Genomic DNA, 16,498 nt, shown 5'->3' with positions numbered 1-16,498 from the left:
ATTGGGGATGTAAAATCGCAAAAAATACCTGCTATTGATAACGTCGGAAAAACGCGATATAATAACCGGAAAGAAAAAGGGGGTGCTGAATGGATAAGACAGAAACTGTGCTGGTGAGCGCGTGCCTTCTGGGACTGCGCTGCCGGTATGACGGAAAAGCGAAAAAATATGATGGTATTGAAGAGATCGGAAAACTGTGCCACCTTGTTCCGGTCTGTCCGGAGCAGCTGGGAGCCTTAGAACGCCCAGGGATCCGGCTGAGATTCGCGACGGCAGAGTGATCACGTGCAGCGGCTGCGATGTCACGGAGAGCTACAGGAAGGGCGCAGAGGAGGCTTTGAAGGCAGCTGAATTCTTTGGATGCAGGTACGCTCTGCTGAAAGAGCGCAGTCCGTCCTGCGGCTGCGGACAGATCCATGACGGCACCTTCGGAGGACGGCTGGTGCCAGGAAACGGAATTACGGCAGAACGGTTCCTCAAGAAGGGAATCGAAGTGGTGGGAGAAAGCAGCATCTCCCTCCTGAAAGAGAAATTAAGAAAGTAAGAAAGGATTAAAACCAATGAAAAAAACAGCAGTTACAAGAGAAGCAGCGATGGCGCTGGTAAAAAAATATAATCAGGAGCCGTTCCATATTCTTCATGCTCTGACGGTAGAGGCGGTTATGAGATGGTACGCCGGAGAGATGGGATATGGCGAGGAAGAGGAGTTCTGGGGGCTGGCAGGCCTTTTGCACGATGTGGATTTCGAAAAATATCCGGAAGAGCATTGTAAAAAGGCACCTGAACTTCTGGCGGAAATCAATGCGGAAGAAGACCTTGTCCACGCAGTCTGCAGCCATGGATATGGAATATGTTCCGATGTGGAGCCGGAACATGAGATGGAGAAGGTGATGTTCGCAGCGGACGAGCTTACAGGACTGATCGGTGCCGCAGTAAGAATGCGGCCTTCGAAAAGCGCGGCCGACTTGGAGGTATCCAGCCTGAAAAAGAAGTTCAAGGACAAGAGATTCGCAGCAGGATGTTCCCGTGACATCATAAAGACAGGGGCAGACCGTCTTGGATGGACGCTGGAAGAGCTGATGGAGAAAACGATTCTGGCTATGCGTTCCTGTGAGAAACAGATTGAAGAAGAAATGGAACGGGTGTAGCTGCTGTGCGGACAAGTGTCGCTTTGTGATGGAAAAACTCTTGACAGCCGGAACAAAATACGATATGATTTCCCGTAAATTGTCCTGACTTGTGTAAAAACCTTATTTTCAGGCAGATTTTGGCAATATGGGCAAAAGTTATGGATCTGAGGAGAGAATAGTATGAAGACGGTTGTGAAATTTGGCGGCAGTTCCCTTGCCAGTGCGAGACAGTTTAAAAAAGTAGGCGATATTATCCGTTCGGACAAGAGCAGAAGATATGTAATTCCTTCTGCTCCTGGAAAGCGGAATGACAAAGACGAGAAGGTTACGGATCTGCTTTACCAGTGCTATGATGCTGCAAGCGAAGGAAAAAGCTATAAGAAGATTCTGGATAAGATAGCCGGCCGTTATCAGGAAATCATCGACGGGCTGAATCTGAACCTGAATCTGGACCACGAATTCCAGACGATCGAAGAGAACTTTACAGGCAGAAAGGGAAGAGATTACGCGGCTTCCCGCGGCGAATATCTCAACGGCATCGTGATGGCCAGCTATCTGGGCTACGAATTTGTAGACGCGGCAGACGTCATTTTCTTCGATGAAAACGGCAATTTCCTGGCAGAAGAGACGGACAGAGAACTGTCGGAACGGCTGGAGAATACGGACAGGGCAGTCATTCCCGGCTTTTACGGTTCGGCTCCTGACGGAAGCATCCGCACATTTTCCAGAGGCGGTTCCGATATAACAGGCTCCATCGTCGCACGTGCAATTCATGCTGATTTGTACGAGAACTGGACCGACGTATCGGGATTCCTGGTAGGTGATCCAAGGGTGATTAAGGATCCCCAGGTAATTGAGACGATTACGTATAAGGAGCTGAGAGAGCTTTCCTATATGGGAGCCAGTGTACTCCATGAAGACGCCATTTTCCCGGTGAGAAAGGAAGGAATTCCAATTCACATCCGCAATACGAATAAGCCGGAGGACAAGGGGACTCTGATTGTAGAGAACACCTGCAGAAGGCCGAAATATACCATTACAGGCATTGCCGGAAAGAAGGGATTCTGCTCCGTATACATCGAAAAAGCCATGATGAATGCGGAAGTAGGCTTCTGTCGCAAGGTTCTGGAAGTGTTTGAGCATCAGGCATATCCTTTGAGCATATGCCGTCCGGCATCGATACGATGACCGTTTTCGTACACCAGACGGAATTTGTAGAACATGAACAGTCCGTAATTTCCGGTATCCACAGAGCGGTACAGCCGGACTTCATCGATCTGGAATCCGACCTGGCCCTGATCGCCGTCGTTGGCCGCGGGATGAGGGGCAACAGAGGTACAGCCGGAAGAATTTTTTCGGCGCTGGCACATGCCAGGGTCAACGTAAAGATGATTGACCAGGGCTCCAGCGAGACCAATATTATTGTAGGCGTTAAAAACTCTGATTTTGAAAATGCGATCCAGGCGATCTATGACATTTTCATCACGACAGAACTGTAGGAAACATACTGGACTTTTAAGAGGCATCCGTTTATACTATAACGCAGAGGTTTGATCGGAAAGCTTAATTCAGAAGAGGGTGTTGTAAAGTAAAGTAAGACATGCCCCGATACCGGATTCCGTTCCAAGGCAGTGGCCAAGTCACTGCAGCTGGTATCGAGGGCGCTGCTCTTTTCTTTTTGCAACAGCCTCTTTCTTCATTCCGCCGGGTCAAACATATAAAAGAAATATTACAAAAAAAACAAACCAGGAAAAGGAAACGAAAAATGGGCAGAATCGTAATTATAGGAGCGGCGCCGCCGGAATGGCGGCTGCAGCAGCCGCCGCCGGATGCGGCCATGAGGTTCATATATATGAAAAAAATGAGAAGCTTGGAAAAAAGATCTATATTACCGGCAAGGGCCGTTGCAATGTGACCAACAGCTGTGAAACAGAGGACCTGTTTTCCAACATGGTGACGAATGGGAAATTTCTTTACAGCAGCATTTACACCTTTACAAACAAAGATGTTATGGACTTTGTGGAAGCGGCAGGCTGCCCGCTCAAGACGGAGCGGGGTAACAGGGTATTTCCCGTGTCGGATAAATCTTCAGACGTGATCCGCGCATTTTCCGGGAAACTCCGGGAACTTTCCGTAGAAATCCATTATCACGAAGAAGTGGAAGGGCTGATCCTGGAAGACGGAGAATGCAGGGGAATCGTGCTTTCCGGAAATCACAAGAAAGTATACGGGGACGCGGTGATCGTTGCGACCGGCGGACTTTCTTATCCGACCACCGGATCTACGGGAGACGGCTACCGTTTTGCAAAAGCGGCCGGACTCGCCGTAACAGAGCTGTCTCCCGCTCTCGTGCCTTTTGAAACGGCGGAAAGCGTGGTGAAGGAACTTCAGGGACTTTCGTTAAAAAATATAGAAATCAAACTGTACAGGGGGAAAAAGGTGCTGTACCGGGAATTCGGGGAAATGCTTTTTACTCATTTCGGGGTCAGCGGTCCTGTGCTCCTTAGCGCCAGCAGCTATGCGGCCAAAGCGTTGAAAAAGGAGAACCTGGTTCTCTCTATCGATTTAAAACCGGCTTTGACGAAAGAACAGCTGGATGCCAGACTTCTGCGGGAATTCGAGCCGCTGCTCAACAAGCAGTTTAAAAACTCACTGGGAGGTCTGTATCCGTCCAAGATGATCCCTGTTATGGTGGAACGGTCGGGAATTGCACCGGAAAAGAAGGTCAATGAAATTACGAGGGAAGAACGCCAGAGGCTGATTGAGGCGACGAAGGATTTCCGGCTGACCGTCACCGGTCTGCGGGGATATAATGAAGCGATCGTCACACAGGGCGGCGTATCGGTTAAGGAGATCAATCCGTCTACTATGGAAGCGAAGAAAGTCCCCGGCCTTTATTTTGCGGGAGAGGTTCTGGACGTGGATGGAGTAACGGGCGGGTTTAACCTGCAGTTTGCATGGTCTACGGGATGGGCGGCTGGTCTGGCGGCAGGAAACAAGTAAAAAAACATATAAAATGTATAAAACAGAAGAGTCAGGAGAATAAATGGTCATGGGCAAAACATATAATATTGCAGTCGATGGTCCGGCAGGTGCCGGAAAGAGTACGATTGCAAAAAAGGTGGCAAAAGAACTGAATTTTATCTACGTGGATACGGGGGCGATGTACCGTTCCATGGCTCTGTATTTTCTGAGAAAGAACATTTCTGCGGACGACGAGGTTTCCGTAGCCGCGGCATGTGCAGAGATCGCGATCACGATCAGCTATGAGGACGGCGTGCAGCAGGTGTATTTAAACGGGGAAAATGTATCCGGGCTGATCCGCACGGAAGAGGTGGGGAATATGGCTTCGGCCGTATCCGCGTACCGTCCGGTCAGGGAAAAGCTTCTGGAGCTTCAGCAGGATATGGCGGCCAGAGAGAACGTCATTATGGATGGAAGGGATATCGGAACCTGCGTATTGCCTCATGCGGATACGAAGATCTATCTGACAGCCAGCAGCAGGGTACGGGCCGAAAGGCGCCATAAAGAACTGATTGAAAAAGGAATCAGGTGTAATCTTGAAGAAATTGAGCAAGATATAATAGAAAGGGACCGCCGTGACATGAGCAGGGAGATCGCTCCTCTCAAACAGGCAGAGGATGCAGTCCTGGTAGACGCCTCCGAGATGACGATTGAAGAGGTTGCGGCGAGGATTGTGGAAATAGCAAAAGAACACGGTCTCGGGGAATTGGGCGTATGAGTGTTACGGTAGCGAAAACCGCCGGATTCTGCTTCGGAGTAAAAAGGGCGGTTGACAGGGTGTACGAGCAGATCGAGGCGGGAAAAGCAGACGGAAAGAAGATATACACATTCGGCCCGATTATTCACAACGAAGAAGTCGTGCGCGACCTGGAAGACAAGGGAGTCACGGTGATCGATACGGAAGAGGAGCTGAGCAGCCTTTCAGAAGGGACGGTGATTATCCGTTCTCACGGCGTGAGCAGGCGCATCTATGAACTGCTGGACAGGGACGGAATCGAAGTGGTGGATGCCACGTGTCCCTTTGTAAAAAAGATCCACAGGATCGTAGAAGAGCAGAATGCCGCCGGAAGGCGCGTAATTATCATCGGCAATGAGAACCATCCGGAAGTGGAAGGAATTAAGGGATGGGGCGACAGACGGACATTCGTAGTAGATTCTCCGGAAGCGGCGGACAAATTAAGTTTTCCCGACGGAGAAAAGCTGTGCATCGTTTCACAGACGACATTTAATTACAATAAATTTCAAGATTTAGTTGAAATATTTTTGAAAAAGCGTTATGATATATGTGTTTTAAATACGATTTGCAATGCAACACAGGAGAGACAGGTGGAGGCAAAAGAAATTGCTTCGAAAGTAGATGCCATGATAGTCATCGGTGGAAAGAACAGTTCCAACACCCAGAAGCTTTATGATATTTGCCGGAAGGAATGTAACAATACGTACTTTATTCAGACACTAGGCGATTTCAATCCTGAATGTTTAAGTTCTGTGCGCAACGTAGGTATAACAGCGGGGGCGTCTACCCCAAATTATATTATCGAGGAGGTTCATACTGTTATGTCAGAATTGAGTTTTGAACAAATGTTAGAGGAATCATTAAAGACTATACGTTCAGGAGAGGTCGTAACTGGTAAAGTTATCGATGTTAAAGAAGATGAAATCGTTTTGAATATTGGATATAAATCGGACGGTATCATTACACGCAGCGAATATACGACAGATTCGAACGCAGACTTGACCAAGCTCGTTTCCGTAGGCGACGAGATGGACGCAAAAGTTGTAAAGGTAAATGACGGAGAAGGCCAGGTTGCTCTGTCTTACAGAAGACTTGCAGCAGAGAAGGGCAACAAGAGACTGGAAGAAGCTTTCAATAACCAGGAAGTTCTTACGGCTAAGGTGGCTCAGGTTCTGGACGGCGGTTTAAGCGTAATCGTGGAAGAGACCAGAATCTTTATCCCGGCAAGCCTTGTATCCGACTCTTACGAGAGAGATTTATCCAAGTACAAAGATCAGGAGATCGAATTCGTTATCACAGAGTTCAATCCTAAGAGAAGAAGAATTATCGGCGACCGCAGACAGCTTCTCGTAGCTAAGAAGGCGGAACTTCAGAAGGAATTATTTGAGAAGATCCAGGTTGGAGATACGGTAGAAGGTACAGTTAAGAACGTAACAGATTTCGGTGCATTCATCGATCTCGGCGGCGCAGACGGACTGCTTCATATCTCTGAGATGAGCTGGGGAAGAGTGGAGAGTCCTAAGAAGGTATTCAAGAGCGGAGATAAGGTTAAGACTCTGATCAAGGATATCAACGGAGACAAGATCGCTCTGAGCCTTAAATTCCCGGAAACAAATCCATGGGTAAATGCAGCTGAGAAGTATGCAGCAGGCAATATCGTTTACGGCAGAGTTGCACGTATGACTGATTTCGGCGCATTCGTTGAGCTGGAGCCAGGAGTGGATGCCCTGCTTCACGTATCCCAGATTTCCAGAAATCACGTAGATAAACCATCCGATGTTCTTTCAATCGGACAGGAGATCGAAGCACAGGTTGTTGACTTCAACGAAGCTGACAGAAAGATCAGTCTGAGCATGAAGGCACTGGAAGCTCCGCAGAGAGATGACGACGGAGATACACAGAAGAGAACTAATTGTATTTTTTTAAAAGCAATTGATACGTACGCAAAAAAATACTTGTATGCTTTCTAATCATATTTTATGATGGAAAAGGCTGCCAGAAGGCTCTGGCAGCCTTTTGCGTGTTACTGAACGAAATGATAGATAATGGGAGGATATGAGTAATGAAAGGATTAACACCGCAGCTGTTTCTGTCAATGAAAGGATATTCAGGGGAACAGTTTGCAAAGGATCTTGTTTCTGGTATTATTGTGGCGATTATTGCACTGCCGCTTTCCATAGCTCTTGCGCTGGCATCGGGAGTGACGCCGGAGCAGGGGCTTTATACGGCGATCGTAGCAGGATTTGTGATTTCATTCCTGGGGGGAAGTAAAGTACAGATTGCAGGGCCGACGGCCGCATTCGCATCGATTGTAGCAGGAATTGTAGCAAAAAACGGAATGGACGGCCTGGCTGTAGCCACTGTCCTGGCAGGAATCATTCTCGTTCTGATGGGCATTCTTAGAATGGGAAGTATGATTAAATTTATTCCATACACGATTACAGCCGGATTTACGGCCGGAATTGCCGTAACAATTGCTATTGGACAAATTAAGGATTTTTTAGGACTTACATTTTCCGGCTCTCCAGTGGAAACGATGGAAAAGCTGAAAGAAGTCATCAGCTGTATCGCCACATGGAATGTACAGGCATTTCTGGTGGGAATCCTTTCCCTGGCGATCCTGATCGTCTGGCCGAAGTTTTTTAAGAAGATACCGCCGTCCCTGATCGCGGTCATCGCAGCCGCGGCTCTTGTAAAAGGCGCAGGTATGAAAGTCAATACAATCGGGGATTTATATACGATAACATCGTCGCTGCCCTCCTTCGCCCTGCCGGAGATTTCCTATGATGTGGTCAAAAACGTACTGCCGGACGCATTTACCATCGCAATCCTGGCAGCGATTGAGTCCCTGCTTTCCTGCGTTGTGGCAGATGGCATGATCGGTGCAGAACACAATTCCAACATGGAACTCGTAGCGCAAGGAGTGGGCAATACGTGTTCCGCGCTGTTTGGAGGAATACCGGCAACAGGAGCGATTGCCAGGACGGCAGCTAATGTAAGAAACGGAGGCAGAACGCCTGTGGCCGGTATAGTGCACGCCGTTGTTCTGACAATGATTCTCGTGCTGTTAATGCCGTATGCCGCGCTGATCCCCATGCCGGCCATTGCGGCTATCCTGTTTATGGTGGCTTACAATATGAGCGGTCTGTCCACTTTTCTGGGAATCATTAGGACCTCTCCGAAGAGCGATACATTTGTCCTCCTTCTGACATTTGTTCTCACCGTTGTTTTCGATCTTGTAGTGGCGATCGGCGTAGGACTGATTCTGGCGTCGCTGCTGTTTATGAAGCGGATGTCAGATGTGTCCGATGTACGGGAATGGGAGTATCTGGACGATTATGAAGAAGGAAAAGATAACAGGGACTTAAAACATGTGCCGGATCACGTCATGGTATTTGAGATAACAGGCCCCATGTTTTTCGGTATTGCGGACAAGATTGGAAAGCTGAAATTCGACAGCGGAAAGCGGGCGATGATTCTCAGGATGAGAAGTGTGCCGGCTATGGATATCACAGCGCTTAACAGCCTGAAAAAACTGAGAAATGAGTGTATGAAGGAAAATGTCGTACTGATCTTTTCGCATGTCAATGCACAGCCGATGTCCGTCATGAAAAAGGCGGGATTCTGCCATGAGGCGGGAGAAGAGAATTTCTGTTCGTGTATCGACGAGGCCCTGGCAAGAGCGGCAGAAATAACAGCATGACAGATCACATGTGAATAAGAGGGAATGAAATACAAGAAAAAGGAGATTTATCATGAAAAGCAGTAATTGTATCTGGATTACAGGCGCAGGCGGCCAGGTGGGACAGGCCATTATTCAGGAACTGGACTGTGTGGAAAATGAAGTGCTGACTTCGGATCAGGATATTGACGTCACCGATCTGGAGGGAGTAATGCGCTATGCGGACATCAGCCATCCTGATATTATTATCCACTGCGCCGCGTATTCCGACGAAGGGCTTTGTGAGGAGAATGTGGAAACTGCGTATAGAGTCAATGCTCTCGGGGCCCGTAATATCGCGACCGCGGCCAGAAGAGTCAATGCAAAGCTGATCTATCTTTCAACAGATGACGTATTTGGAGGCGGAGGGGAGAAACCGCTGACGGAGTTTGATATGGTACAGCCGGAAACGGTCTATGGAAAGAGCAAGTATGCCGGAGAACAGTTTGTGCGGGAACTCTGTCCCAAGCACCTGATTGTGCGTTCTGCATGGATTTATGGAAACTCTCCGAACAATTTCCTGCGGCGTTTTATTCAGCAGGCAAAAGAAAGCGGCGCAGTTCAGGTGCCTAACAATGAAATCAGCTCTCCGACGAGTGCAAGGGAGCTGGCCCGCTTCATCGTCCGCCTGGCAGACAGTTTCGAATATGGAATCTATCATGCGTCCTGTGAAGGAATCTGTACCAGGTATGAATTTGCATGCGAGATCGCACGTCTGGCCGGACTTTCCGTAAAGGTGGAGCCTGTCGTAGGCAAACGTTCTTCGTATACGATGCTGGATAACCTGATGATGCGGCTGACCGGTATCTATACCATGCCGGAATGGAAGAAGGCGCTGGAAGAATTCATGAAAGAAAAGGAGAACCGGTAATCGATGGAAAAAAACAAAAAGAAAAAAATTGGTCTTACTACATGGATTTTCTTTGCTCTTCTTTTAGGAGCGGTTACCGGGTTGGGACTTCATTATGGCATGCCGGCCGGCCATCTGAGAGATGATATCCTGATGAACGGAGTATTTTACGTCATAGGGCAGGGATTCTTACGGCTTATGCAGATGCTTGTGGTGCCCCTCGTGTTCTGTTCTATCGTCTGCGGTTCTGCAGCGATCGGGGATACGAAAACACTGGGAAAAGTGGGGGTTAAGACGTTGGCTTTCTACATGGTTACGACAGCCATGGCGATCAGCGTTGCCCTTGGAACGGCGAGAGTAATCAATCCTGGAAGAGGACTGGACATGACGCACGTCATTACCCAGGATGTAGGCGAGGCCATGGCTAAGACCTCGCTGGCCGATACGCTTCTGAATGTAATTCCGAAAAATCCCATCGGCGCCCTGGCAAACGGAGAAATGCTCCAGATAATCGTGTTTGCTCTGATCGTGGGAATTATACTGGCAAAGCTGTCTGAGAAGACGGAGACGGTGCTGAACTTTCTGCAGCAGGGCAACGATATTATGATGGAAATGACGATGATGGTTATGCGGCTGGCTCCTTTCGGCGTATTCTGTCTGATTGCGAAGACATTTACGCAGATCGGCTTTGACGGATTTAAGCCGATGCTTCTCTATATGGCCTCTGTTTTCCTGGCGCTGGGAATTCAGTGCTTCGTCGTATATTTGGGCATGCTGAAACTGTTTACAGGATTAAATCCCATTATATTTATTAAAAAATTTATCCCTGTTATGGGATTTGCGTTTTCGACGGCCACGTCAAATGCGACCATTCCTCTTTCCATTGATACGCTGGCCAAGAAAATGGGTGTGGCCAGAAGAATTTCTTCCTTTACCATTCCCCTTGGCGCTACGATCAATATGGATGGTACGGCGATCATGCAGGGAGTAGCCGTCGTTTTCATTGCCCAGGTTTACGGCATCACCTTGTCGCCTGCCGCCTATATCACTGTAATCGCCACGGCTACCCTGGCGTCCATCGGTACGGCAGGTGTTCCGAGCGTAGGCCTCGTCACCCTGACTATGGTGCTCAATTCCGTCGGCCTGCCGATCGAGGGGATCGGCATTATCATGGGAATCGACCGTATTCTCGATATGACCCGTACGGCTGTCAACATCACAGGCGACGCCGTCTGCACGACAATCGTGGCATGTCAGGACAATTCCTGCGATAAGGACGTATTTTACGGAAAGAAGACCTTGCCGAACAGTTAAATTTTTGCTATAATAATCCAACGTATATCCTGAAAAGGATAATTACAGGATATCTTGGATGGAGGAACGGATATGGAAGAGAAAAAGCCCGCAGCTGAGGCCGGAGAGAAAGAAGTAGTATCTAAAAATTTTATCGAACAGGAAATAGAAAAAGATTTGGCAGAAGGAGTCTATGACCACGTACAGACGAGATTCCCTCCGGAACCGAATGGCTATCTCCATATTGGACATGCCAAGTCAATTCTGCTGAACTACGGATTAGCCAAAGAGTACGGCGGGAAATTTAATATGAGATTTGACGATACGAATCCTACGAAGGAAAAGGTGGAATTCGTAGAATCCATAAAAGCGGATGTGGAGTGGCTGGGGGCTGATTATGAGGACCGCCTGTTCTTCGCTTCCGATTATTTTGAGACGATGTATGAATGCGCAGTGCTCTTGATTAAGAAAGGGAAGGCGTTCGTCTGTGACCTGACGGCGGAAGAGATCAGGGAATACAGAGGAGACTTCAAGACCCCTGGAAAGGAAAGCCCTTACAGGAACAGAACTGTGGAAGAGAACTTAAAGCTCTTTGAAGAGATGAAGGAAGGAACGTATCAGGACGGGGAAAAGGTTCTTCGGGCGAAAATCGATATGGCCTCTCCGAACATTAACATGCGCGATCCTGTCATTTACCGTGTGGCTCACATGACTCACCACAATACAGGCGACAAATGGTGCATATATCCGATGTACGATTTTGCCCATCCGATTGAGGATGCAGTAGAACACATCACCCATTCTATCTGTACGCTGGAATTTGAGGACCACAGGCCGCTCTATGACTGGGTGGTAAAAGAGTGCGAATTCCCGAATCCTCCCCGCCAGATTGAATTTGCAAAGCTCTATCTCACAAATGTCATTACAGGAAAACGATATATCAAGAAACTGGTAGAAGACGGAATCGTGGACGGATGGGATGATCCCCGCCTTGTGTCCATAGCCGCTCTGAGGAGAAGAGGATATACGCCGGAATCGATCCGCATGTTTGTGGATATGGTCGGCGTTTCCAAGGCCAACAGCTCCGTAGATTATGCGATGCTGGAATACTGCATCAGGGAAGATCTGAAGCTGAAACGTTCCAGGATGATGGCTGTTCTGGACCCGGTCAAGCTGGTGATCGACAATTATCCGGAAGGTCAGATAGAAGAGCTGGATGTGCCGAACAACCTGGAGAATCCGGAATCCGGCGACAGAAAGGTTCCGTTCGGCAGGGAACTCTACATTGAGAGAGAAGATTTCATGGAAGAGCCGCCTAAGAAGTATTTCCGCCTGTTCCCAGGCAACGAAGTCCGACTGATGGGAGCTTATTTCGTAACATGTACCGGCTGCGAGAAGGATGAGAACGGCAATGTGACGGTCGTACACTGTACCTATGATCCGGAGACGAAGAGCGGTTCCGGCTTCACGGGCAGGAAAGTTAAGGGTACGATTCACTGGGTAGCCGCAGAGACGGCCGTTCAGGCAGAATGCCGCCTGTATGAGAACATCATAGATGAGGAAAAGGGCAAGCTGAACGAAGACGGAAGCCTGAATTTGAATCCGAACTCACTCGTTGTTTTAAAAGAATGCTATGTGGAACCGGCGCTTGCAAACGCGAAGGCATACGACAGCTTCCAGTTCGTAAGAAACGGATATTTCTGCGTAGACTGTAAGGACAGTTCTCCGGAGCATATGGTGTTTAACAGGATCGTGTCTTTGAAGAGCTCCTTTAAGATCAATAAATAATTAATGAATAGCAAATAATTAAGCAGCAATCAATAAGCAGCATATGGATAAAGAGTGCAGAAACAATCTGCCGGAAAGCCGCAGGACGATGACGTTTTGCGGCTTTTGCTGTATAATTGCAGAGACAAATACAGAATGGAGGAACAGCGCATGGAACTGATGATACCGCTGAACGTCAGAGCGCCTCAGCCGCTCTATGAACAGATCTACGAATACATAAAATCAGAAATAAAAAGCGGAAGCCTGAAATCCGGAATGCGGCTTCCGTCTACGAGGACGCTGGCAGAGCATCTGAAGGTGAGCCGCAGCACGACGCAGCTGGCGTATGACCAGCTCTGCTCGGAGGGATATGTGGAATCCGTGCCGTGCAGGGGATATTTTGTATCGCAGATTGACGATCTGCTGATCATGAGACACGAACACATGCCGGAAATACTGATTCCGCCAGTGGAAGAAAAGGATGGATGTGAGATCGATTTTTCTCCAAGAGGAATCGACCTGAACAGCTTCCCCTTTCAGACATGGAGAAAAATATCAAAAAATACGCTGATTGACGACAACAGGGAGATGTTCGCAGCCGGAGACAGACAGGGAGAAGGGCCGCTGAGAGAGGCCATCCGTGATTATCTTCATTCAGCCCGCGGCGTAAACTGCAGTGCGGAGCAGATTGTTGTTGGAGCTGGAAGCGAATACCTTCTCATGCTGCTGGGGCAGGTGCTGGATGACAGAAAAATTATAGCCATGGAAAATCCCACATACAAGCAGGCATACAGGGTCCTGGAAAGCATCGGCCGGAATGTGGTTCCGGTAGCTATGGATTCCCAGGGAATGAATCCGGAGAAGTTGGAAGGGACACAGGCCCAGGTGGCCTATATCATGCCGTCCCACCAATATCCCACGGGAATTGTCATGCCGGTCAAACGCAGACAGGAGCTTCTGTCCTGGGCCTATAGGGAAGAAGGGAGATACCTGATTGAGGACGACTATGACAGCGAATTCCGCTACAGAGGAAAGCCTGTACCGGCCCTTCAGGGCATGGATACGGGGGAAAGGGTCATCTATCTCGGAACCTTTTCCAAATCCATTGCTCCGGCCATTCGAATCAGCTATATGGTGCTTCCTGTGCCTCTATTAAAGAAATACAGGGAAAAAGCCGGATTTTACGCTTCTACGGTATCCAGAATCGACCAGAACATCCTGTACCGCTTTCTGGTGGACGGTCATTATGAGCGTCATTTAAACAGGATGCGGGCGATTTACAAGTCTAAGCACGACCGTCTTCTGGCGGAGCTGAGACAGCTGGAGGGAACATTTGAAGTCAGAGGTGAATTTGCCGGGCTTCATATCCTTCTGACTGCCAGAAACAAGCCGGATGGCGATATAGGAAATCTGGAACAGGATCTGACTGAGGCGGCTCTGAAGGCGGGGGCCCGGGTATACGGCCTGTCCTCCTGGCTGATCGGTGATGGAGAGGTGCCAAAGGAGTGGCAGGGAACGGTGGCACTTGGATATGCCAATCTGACGGAGAAAGAGATCGAAAGAGGAGTAGGTCTATTGAAAAAAGCATGGTCGTATCAGGCTTCATAGTCTGTCAGACCGGTCATAAAGGATAACGAGGTGTTGCCAAAGTATAATCAGCTATGCCCCTGATATCAGATGATGTGACCTGGCTAACGCCTTGGAACGGGATCTGATATCAGGGGCATAGTTTTAGTACCTTCATCTTTTTATGTATTACGCCTCTGCCCCGGTAAATGTGACAGATAAACAGCGCAAAACGAGAAGAGCATGTGAGAACGCACCGTTCTTTCGGCAGGTTATGGAAGGAAAAGACAGTGCACAGACGGAGCTTTAGGAGAAGAGACTGTATAAAGAGTATGAAGATAAGCAGTGGTTTTATGATTCAGCCCCAGCCTATCAGTCCGCGCACGTCAACGATGGAAACCTGCTTAATATCCAGGAGTATATTCCGTGTCTGCTATTATCACATGGACGCCGGCTTTTTCCAGGGCGGTAATATACTCTTTCTCCAGCGCGGCATCCGAGACCACATGCTGTATCTCGTTCAGTTCCGTCACCTTGTTAATATACGGCCGGATATGGAACTTGGTAGAATCGGCCAATATATAACGTTCTTTGCCAATCCGGCATACGGCGGCCTCAGTTCTGGGATCGAAATCTACGGAGGTCATTCCGAACTCCGGGTGGAGGGAATCCGTGCCGCAGTAGGATTTGTCGACGGCACTCAGGCCCTTAAAGAAATTTTCGGCATTAATTCCGCGGCAGGCGCTGTTACGGTGCATAATCCATCCGCCGCATACATACAAAGTGATCTGTTCGATACCTCTGAGTTCATAGGCGATCGGAATGGAATCCGTGACAATCGTAAGTTCCTGCTTATCGTGAAGCAGCGTGGACATTAAAAATGTGGTCGTTCCGCTGCCCAGCGCAATAAAGTCACCATCTTTAACCGTCTTGGCGGCTGCGGCTGCAATCTGCATTTTCTTTTCTCTATTCTCAATATGTTCATAATCCCTCTGATGCTTCGGAGGGGCGGCCTGATTTACCATGACTGCGCCTCCGTGCGTTCTCTGGAGCAGCCCCCTGTCATCCATCTTCTGAAGCAGCAGACGCGCGGTGGACGGCGAGATCCCTAACAAATCGATCACTTCCGATACGCGAATCTTCCCCTGCTTTTGTAAGAAATCCATGACAATCTGTTCCCGCTCTTCCGGAAACTGTGTAATTGCTGTTTTTGACATTTGCCAACTCCCTTTCTCTATTGTCTGCCTGCACAAACCACTGTTTTAATTAAACTTTACCGCGCGAAGCGCGCCGGCCCGAAGGGCCTGAAATACGGGGGTACCCTCGGGTAAACCTTATCGCGCGAAGCGCGCCGGCCCGAAGGGCCTGAAATACAGACTGCCCTACGAGTATCATTATAGACGATACGGAGGAATAAAACAAGTGAAAAAGCAGAAAAACGATTATAAACGATGAATGATTGGCGATAAATCACAAATAATGATTGAAAAAAGGAAAAACAAAGTGATTTTACACAAAAAAATGGATTATAAGTTGTCGATAATAACTGAAAATAATTAAAACGATCAAAAACGATTGTAAAAAATAATTAAAACGCTTATAATCGGATTATCAGGAATTACAGAGAGGAGAACAAGAGAGATGAATCCAGAGATCATTATCATGCTGACAAACAACGATATCACAGTCTCCGATGCGGAAGCGGTTTTTGACTCCTGCAAGGACCTTCCGGTTAAGAAGTGGGGGTTTAAGGACGTCGGCCTTGAAAAAGAGAAGATGAAAGCTCTTGCCGAAAAGATGAAAGGCGCGGGAAAAGAGACATATCTCGAAGTTGTCACCTACACCGAAGAAGGATGCCTGGAGGGAGCGAAGCTCGCTGATGAATGCGGATTTGATTATCTGACGGGAACGTTGCCATTTGACTCCGTATTTGAATTTGCGAAAGCACACGATTTAAAATACTATCCTTTTGTCGGAAACGTAGGAGGCAGTCCGGTAGCGCTTACGGGCACGATCGATTCCGTAATCGAGTCGGCAAAAAAAGCGGTTGCAAGCGGAGCGGACGGCGTAGATCTTACGGCATACCGTTATACGGACGGAGATCCCATTGAACTGACCAAAGCGCTGGTACAGGCTGTCGGGGCGGATAAAGTCTGCATCGCCGGAAGTATCGGCAGTGAGGAACGGATGGATCTTATGAAAGAGATCGGAGTGGCCGAATATACCATGGGCAGCGCACTGTTTAACGGAAACTTCGTAAAGGGCGGTACCTTCCGTGAAAATCTGGAATTTGTTCTGAACTATATCAATCACTGACACGATATCAATCCCAGAATAAGGTCAAAACCAAATAAGAGGAAACCAGATAAGGTCAACTCCACTCCAATACAAGAGGAAACCAACATTGAAAT

Annotated in this window: 13 protein-coding genes and 1 pseudogene; 13 read left to right on the top strand and 1 reads right to left on the bottom strand. The window is 48.3% G+C overall.

Translation table 11 applies throughout. The annotated features are described in order from the left end of the window. The first annotated feature begins 89 nt into the window (after positions 1-89). The 12 genes and pseudogenes from DXA13_RS22910 (at position 90) to DXA13_RS07525 (ending at position 14,129) form a co-directional block, all read left to right on the top strand. On the top strand, positions 90-281 hold the full coding sequence (locus tag DXA13_RS22910) for a DUF523 domain-containing protein (RefSeq protein ID WP_347559756.1): 192 nt from the start codon (positions 90-92) through the stop codon (positions 279-281). Further along, complete coding sequence (locus DXA13_RS07570) at positions 197-544, top strand: DUF523 domain-containing protein (RefSeq protein ID WP_347559755.1); 348 nt, start codon at positions 197-199, stop codon at positions 542-544. Before DXA13_RS22910 ends, DXA13_RS07570 begins: the two co-directional genes overlap by 85 nt. Positions 545-560: 16 nt before the next feature. After that, positions 561-1,148 carry an HD domain-containing protein gene (locus DXA13_RS07565; RefSeq protein WP_118243036.1) on the top strand — a complete coding sequence of 196 codons (588 nt, stop codon included), beginning with the start codon at positions 561-563 and terminating at the stop codon, positions 1,146-1,148. Positions 1,149-1,310: 162 nt separating this feature from the next. Further along, positions 1,311-2,629: pseudogene (locus tag DXA13_RS07560) on the top strand (aspartate kinase). A 304-nt stretch (positions 2,630-2,933) separates the two neighbouring features. Further along, the gene (locus DXA13_RS07555; protein WP_118243034.1) at positions 2,934-4,133 is read left to right on the top strand and encodes an NAD(P)/FAD-dependent oxidoreductase; all 1,200 of its coding nucleotides are present in this window, start codon (positions 2,934-2,936) and stop codon (positions 4,131-4,133) included. Between the two features lie 49 nt (positions 4,134-4,182). After that, the gene (cmk, locus tag DXA13_RS07550) at positions 4,183-4,872 is read left to right on the top strand and encodes a (d)CMP kinase (RefSeq protein ID WP_118243032.1); all 690 of its coding nucleotides are present in this window, start codon (positions 4,183-4,185) and stop codon (positions 4,870-4,872) included. After that, positions 4,869-6,860: a bifunctional 4-hydroxy-3-methylbut-2-enyl diphosphate reductase/30S ribosomal protein S1 gene (locus DXA13_RS07545; RefSeq protein ID WP_118243030.1), complete on the top strand. Its 1,992-nt coding sequence runs from the start codon at positions 4,869-4,871 to the stop codon at positions 6,858-6,860. The genes cmk and DXA13_RS07545 overlap by 4 nt, the downstream gene beginning before the upstream one ends. A 92-nt stretch (positions 6,861-6,952) precedes the next feature. After that, on the top strand, positions 6,953-8,593 hold the full coding sequence (locus DXA13_RS07540; protein WP_118243028.1) for a SulP family inorganic anion transporter: 1,641 nt from the start codon (positions 6,953-6,955) through the stop codon (positions 8,591-8,593). Positions 8,594-8,645: 52 nt separating this feature from the next. Further along, on the top strand, positions 8,646-9,482 hold the full coding sequence (rfbD, locus tag DXA13_RS20945; protein WP_181995565.1) for a dTDP-4-dehydrorhamnose reductase: 837 nt from the start codon (positions 8,646-8,648) through the stop codon (positions 9,480-9,482). Positions 9,483-9,485: 3 nt separating this feature from the next. Then, positions 9,486-10,775 (top strand): dicarboxylate/amino acid:cation symporter, encoded by a 1,290-nt coding sequence (locus tag DXA13_RS20940; RefSeq protein WP_181995564.1) that lies wholly within the window; start codon positions 9,486-9,488, stop codon positions 10,773-10,775. A gap of 72 nt (positions 10,776-10,847) precedes the next feature. Next, entirely contained in the window at positions 10,848-12,542 is a 1,695-nt protein-coding gene (locus DXA13_RS07530) for a glutamine--tRNA ligase/YqeY domain fusion protein (protein ID WP_118243025.1), read from the top strand. Positions 12,543-12,692: 150 nt separating this feature from the next. Continuing rightward, on the top strand, positions 12,693-14,129 hold the full coding sequence (locus DXA13_RS07525; RefSeq protein ID WP_118243023.1) for a PLP-dependent aminotransferase family protein: 1,437 nt from the start codon (positions 12,693-12,695) through the stop codon (positions 14,127-14,129). 362 nt (positions 14,130-14,491) lie between these two features. Here DXA13_RS07525 and DXA13_RS07520 read toward each other — a convergent pair whose 3' ends face one another. Next, entirely contained in the window at positions 14,492-15,304 is an 813-nt protein-coding gene (locus DXA13_RS07520; RefSeq protein ID WP_118243021.1) for a DeoR/GlpR family DNA-binding transcription regulator, read from the bottom strand. A gap of 424 nt (positions 15,305-15,728) precedes the next feature. Between DXA13_RS07520 and DXA13_RS07515 the strand changes: the two genes are divergently transcribed. Then, positions 15,729-16,403, top strand: a complete 675-nt coding sequence (locus DXA13_RS07515) for a hypothetical protein (protein ID WP_118243019.1) — start codon at positions 15,729-15,731, stop codon at positions 16,401-16,403. Positions 16,404-16,498: the final 95 nt, after the last annotated feature.

The organism is Clostridium sp. AM58-1XD (assembly GCF_003464085.1).
Classification (GTDB): Bacteria; Bacillota; Clostridia; order Lachnospirales; family Lachnospiraceae; genus Lachnoclostridium_A.
Note: the sequence above shows the minus strand (reverse complement) of the source record. Positions and strands in the feature narration are given on the sequence as shown.

Bases quoted from the DNA above. Each gene is read 5' to 3' on its own strand.
- DXA13_RS22910 (WP_347559756.1), top strand. From the start codon at position 90: ATGGATAAGACAGAAACTGTGCTGGTGAGCGCGTGCCTTCTGGGACTG.
- DXA13_RS07565 (WP_118243036.1), top strand. From the start codon at position 561: ATGAAAAAAACAGCAGTTACAAGAGAAGCAGCGATGGCGCTGGTAAAA.
- DXA13_RS07555 (WP_118243034.1), top strand. From the start codon at position 2,934: ATGGCGGCTGCAGCAGCCGCCGCCGGATGCGGCCATGAGGTTCATATA.
- cmk (WP_118243032.1), top strand. From the start codon at position 4,183: ATGGGCAAAACATATAATATTGCAGTCGATGGTCCGGCAGGTGCCGGA.
- DXA13_RS07545 (WP_118243030.1), top strand. From the start codon at position 4,869: ATGAGTGTTACGGTAGCGAAAACCGCCGGATTCTGCTTCGGAGTAAAA.
- DXA13_RS07540 (WP_118243028.1), top strand. From the start codon at position 6,953: ATGAAAGGATTAACACCGCAGCTGTTTCTGTCAATGAAAGGATATTCA.
- rfbD (WP_181995565.1), top strand. From the start codon at position 8,646: ATGAAAAGCAGTAATTGTATCTGGATTACAGGCGCAGGCGGCCAGGTG.
- DXA13_RS20940 (WP_181995564.1), top strand. From the start codon at position 9,486: ATGGAAAAAAACAAAAAGAAAAAAATTGGTCTTACTACATGGATTTTC.
- DXA13_RS07530 (WP_118243025.1), top strand. From the start codon at position 10,848: ATGGAAGAGAAAAAGCCCGCAGCTGAGGCCGGAGAGAAAGAAGTAGTA.
- DXA13_RS07525 (WP_118243023.1), top strand. From the start codon at position 12,693: ATGGAACTGATGATACCGCTGAACGTCAGAGCGCCTCAGCCGCTCTAT.
- DXA13_RS07520 (WP_118243021.1), bottom strand. From the start codon at position 15,304: ATGTCAAAAACAGCAATTACACAGTTTCCGGAAGAGCGGGAACAGATT.
- DXA13_RS07515 (WP_118243019.1), top strand. From the start codon at position 15,729: ATGAATCCAGAGATCATTATCATGCTGACAAACAACGATATCACAGTC.